This window comes from Chryseobacterium sp. (genome assembly GCF_022712095.1).
GTDB lineage: Bacteria > Bacteroidota > Bacteroidia > Flavobacteriales > Weeksellaceae > Chryseobacterium.
This window is the reverse complement of record NZ_JALAHD010000278.1, coordinates 1-3,318: the sequence shown is the minus strand read 5'-3', so window position 1 is coordinate 3,318 and position 3,318 is coordinate 1. Positions and strand designations below refer to the sequence as shown.

Genomic DNA, 3,318 nt, shown 5'->3' with positions numbered 1-3,318 from the left:
GAAAAATATAGGAATAAAAAACGGAAAAATGAAATTTGGGAAGAATAAATAATGAAAAAGTAGGTATTAAGATTGGAAATAAGGGAATATTATTTTAGTCTTTTTGTTTCTTTATGATCCCCGGTTTATAATTGATAATAAATACCCCACAGATAATCAATATGGCAGCGATGATAAATTTGAAAGAAATCTCTTCATCAAGAATCAGCCATCCCAGAAAAATAGCAATGATCGTATTGATGTAAGCAAGAATAGATACTTTCACCGGCGACAGCTTAGTCAAGGAATAATGAAAGGCAAAGAAAGCTGCTACTGAACCGAATACTGCAAGATAAATCATGGCGGAAATACTTTTTAAGCTCCAGTTTCCCATATTATAATTCTCAGAAAATAAGAATGCGAAAATAATTTGCAATACACCTGCAAAAAGAAACTGATAAAAGAGGTTTAAAGAGATATTTCCACTTTGAATGTTTAGCTTTTTTGTAAATATGGTGCCTGATGCCCAACCGCTGATGGCACAGAATAAAAAGATCATTCCCATTCTGTATTCAGGGTTAATCAGATCTTTGAGCCCGTCCCAAAAAATAAAAAGAATTCCGCTAAAACACAATAAAACTCCTATTAAAGCCCGGAAACTGAATTTCTGTAATCCAACTGCAACACTTCCCAGAAAAACAAGAATAGGAGAGGTCGCACTGATCAGAGAAGCCAGGCTGCTGGATACAGTCTCTTCAGCAACAGTTGTCATTCCGTTAGCAATTACCAGCATAAGGATGGAAAAAATGATCTGATATTTAAGATTATTCCAGCCAATCCATTTAAATTCCTTTCTTGAAAGAAGTACAACGAGCATAATAAGAGATGCCATGAACTGGCGAATACCTGCTACAAACCATGCTGGGATAGTTTCTACAGCGATACGGATGGCTAAGAAGGTAGTTCCCCATACTATGGCAACGGTGAGAACAGCAAAAATAAGTTTGTAATCTTTCAATATCGTAGAAATAGTAAACAAATATATCTCTTTTATTGTGATTCAAGACATTCATTGAGTAGAGAATAAAGTATTAAATGGGAGAGGAGAGGTAAAGTGACAGTATAAATTTTTATCTTTGAACAGCGATAATTAAAATTAGAAAATGGTAGGAATTATAATGGGAAGTCAGAGCGACTTACCAATCATGGAACAGGCGGCGAACTTTTTAAAGAGCTTGAATATTCCCTATGAACTTACAGTAGTTTCAGCGCACCGGACACCCGAAAGAATGTTCGATTATGCAAAAACAGCACACGAGAGAGGTTTGAAAGTAATTGTAGCAGGTGCCGGTGGAGCAGCACATTTACCAGGGATGGTAGCAAGCTGTACTACACTTCCTGTGATCGGAGTTCCTATTTTATCGAGTAACTCCATTGACGGATGGGATTCCGTTCTTTCCATACTTCAGATGCCAGGCGGTATTCCTGTAGCTACTGTAGCTTTAAACGGAGCTTTAAATGCCGGAATTCTTGCAGCCAAGATATTGGGGAGTGCTGATAAAGAAATTGCCGGAAAACTACAGCAATATCAGGATTCTTTGAAAGATAAAGTATTAGGAACTGTTGATGCAATCAAGTCTCAGCACCCCAATCAGTACGATCAATAAGATAATTAGAAATAAAAAAGGCTCACTGTATCAGTGAGCCTTTTTTATCTTTTTATAAATTTAAAAGAATGTATTTTATCTTTAGAAACTATTTGTAAAACATAATTACCACGAATCAGAGGCTGGATATTAATGCTGTTTTCGCTTATAATATCTTTAGTGATGACTCTTCCGCTGGCATCCAGAATAATATAATTTTTTGCATTCGAAATATTTCTGATATAAATGGTTTCCTCAGCAGGATTAGGGTAAATTGATGGAGCGGTACCGGCCAAGTGAGATTCGGATACTCCCAATATATTGCATTCTCCTACTGTGTCATTGAAAATAGTCCATCCTTTATTGTTGGTAAGGATGTTTCTTTTGTCTGTTACATCTGTTGAATAGGTGAGAGGGGTAACATGTCCTAAGTTGATATTATTTGCTGTATTAGGATTATCAGCCCAGCCTTTAAGTGTATTGCTGTAATTGCTGCAATCTATTCCTGAATCCAGGAGAGCAAGAGAGGCATTGGTTAAAGAAGGTAAATTCCAGGTTCCAAGAGACTGATTGAAACTATGGGCATTTGAAAACACTGTACTCATATTGGTTACACTGCTGGTATTCCATGCATCAAGAGGCTGGTTAAAAGAAAGTACAGCGTGGAACATATGTGAGATATTTGTAACGTTGGAAATATCCCAGTTGTTCAGGGGCTGATTGAAATTAGTGATAAAGTGGAACATATATTCCATATTAGTTACCTGAGAAGTGTTCCAGCTGTTTAACGGCTGATTGAAGGCCATACAGTTAGCGAACATCCAGCCCATATTGGTAACATGAGATGTATCCCAGTCATTTAATGGCTGATTAAATAACCTTCTTTCTTCAAGCATATGACTGAAGCTTTCGGCGGAAGAGGTGTTCCAGGTTCCTATGGGAGCATTGAATGTATCGGAAGCAACCAGTGAGTAATTGGAAAGCATATAGCTGAAATCCTTAATATTTGAAGTGTTCCAGTTTCCGAAAGCGGGACCTCCGGAAAGACTGTGGGTGTTATAAAGCATAAATGATGCATCTGTAACTACCGAAAGGTTAGGGGTGTCGGAAGCGGTAATGTCTAATATTTTACAGTTGGCAAAAGCACTGTTCATAGAATTCCATTGGATATTTCCCCATTGTGATATTTCAGTGATTTTATCTGCACTTCCGTACATCTGCCAGGTGATGAGGTTGGTTATAGGATCAACAGTAGGGATTCCAAATCTTATTTGATTAAATGTTCCGTTTCCATTACTTACTTTTACAATATAAGTAGCATCTGCGGGATTGGGATTGAGTGGAGTTCCAAAATCTATAAGGAATTGATTAGCTGAACTTATATTGGATAGTGTCGCATTATGCTGTGGATAATTTACTTCTTCCCAGCTTATGGTATAGTTGGTACCAATACCCGGAAACCAGATATGGTTAGTTCCTGCTGCGTATGGAGCGTTGACAGTAACCGGAGCGGAAACGTTCGTATTAGGCTTCCAGATGGTTGTGAATTCATTTTGAGCTTTTGTGACGGGTGAAATAAATGCAAATGTAATAAAAGGTAAAAGTTTTTTCAACATATATTAATATTTGTTGGTTTAAATATATTGAAAAAATAATAAAATCAATTATTTAATATTAAATATGTGTATATAAT

General features: G+C 36.8%; 3 protein-coding genes. 1 reads left to right on the top strand and 2 read right to left on the bottom strand.

What is annotated here, in order from left to right; translation table 11 throughout:
* Positions 1-94: 94 nt before the first annotated feature.
* Positions 95-997, bottom strand: coding sequence for an EamA family transporter (locus tag Q0A18_RS14120; RefSeq protein WP_292010799.1), 903 nt, complete (start codon positions 995-997; stop codon positions 95-97).
* A gap of 145 nt (positions 998-1,142) precedes the next feature.
* Here Q0A18_RS14120 and purE point away from each other — a divergent pair, with 145 nt between their 5' ends.
* Positions 1,143-1,646: a 5-(carboxyamino)imidazole ribonucleotide mutase gene (gene purE, locus Q0A18_RS14115; RefSeq protein WP_292010798.1), complete on the top strand. Its 504-nt coding sequence runs from the start codon at positions 1,143-1,145 to the stop codon at positions 1,644-1,646.
* Positions 1,647-1,690: 44 nt separating this feature from the next.
* Here purE and Q0A18_RS14110 read toward each other — a convergent pair whose 3' ends face one another.
* Positions 1,691-3,241, bottom strand: a complete 1,551-nt coding sequence (locus Q0A18_RS14110; protein ID WP_292010797.1) for a BspA family leucine-rich repeat surface protein — start codon at positions 3,239-3,241, stop codon at positions 1,691-1,693.
* Positions 3,242-3,318 lie beyond the last annotated feature (77 nt).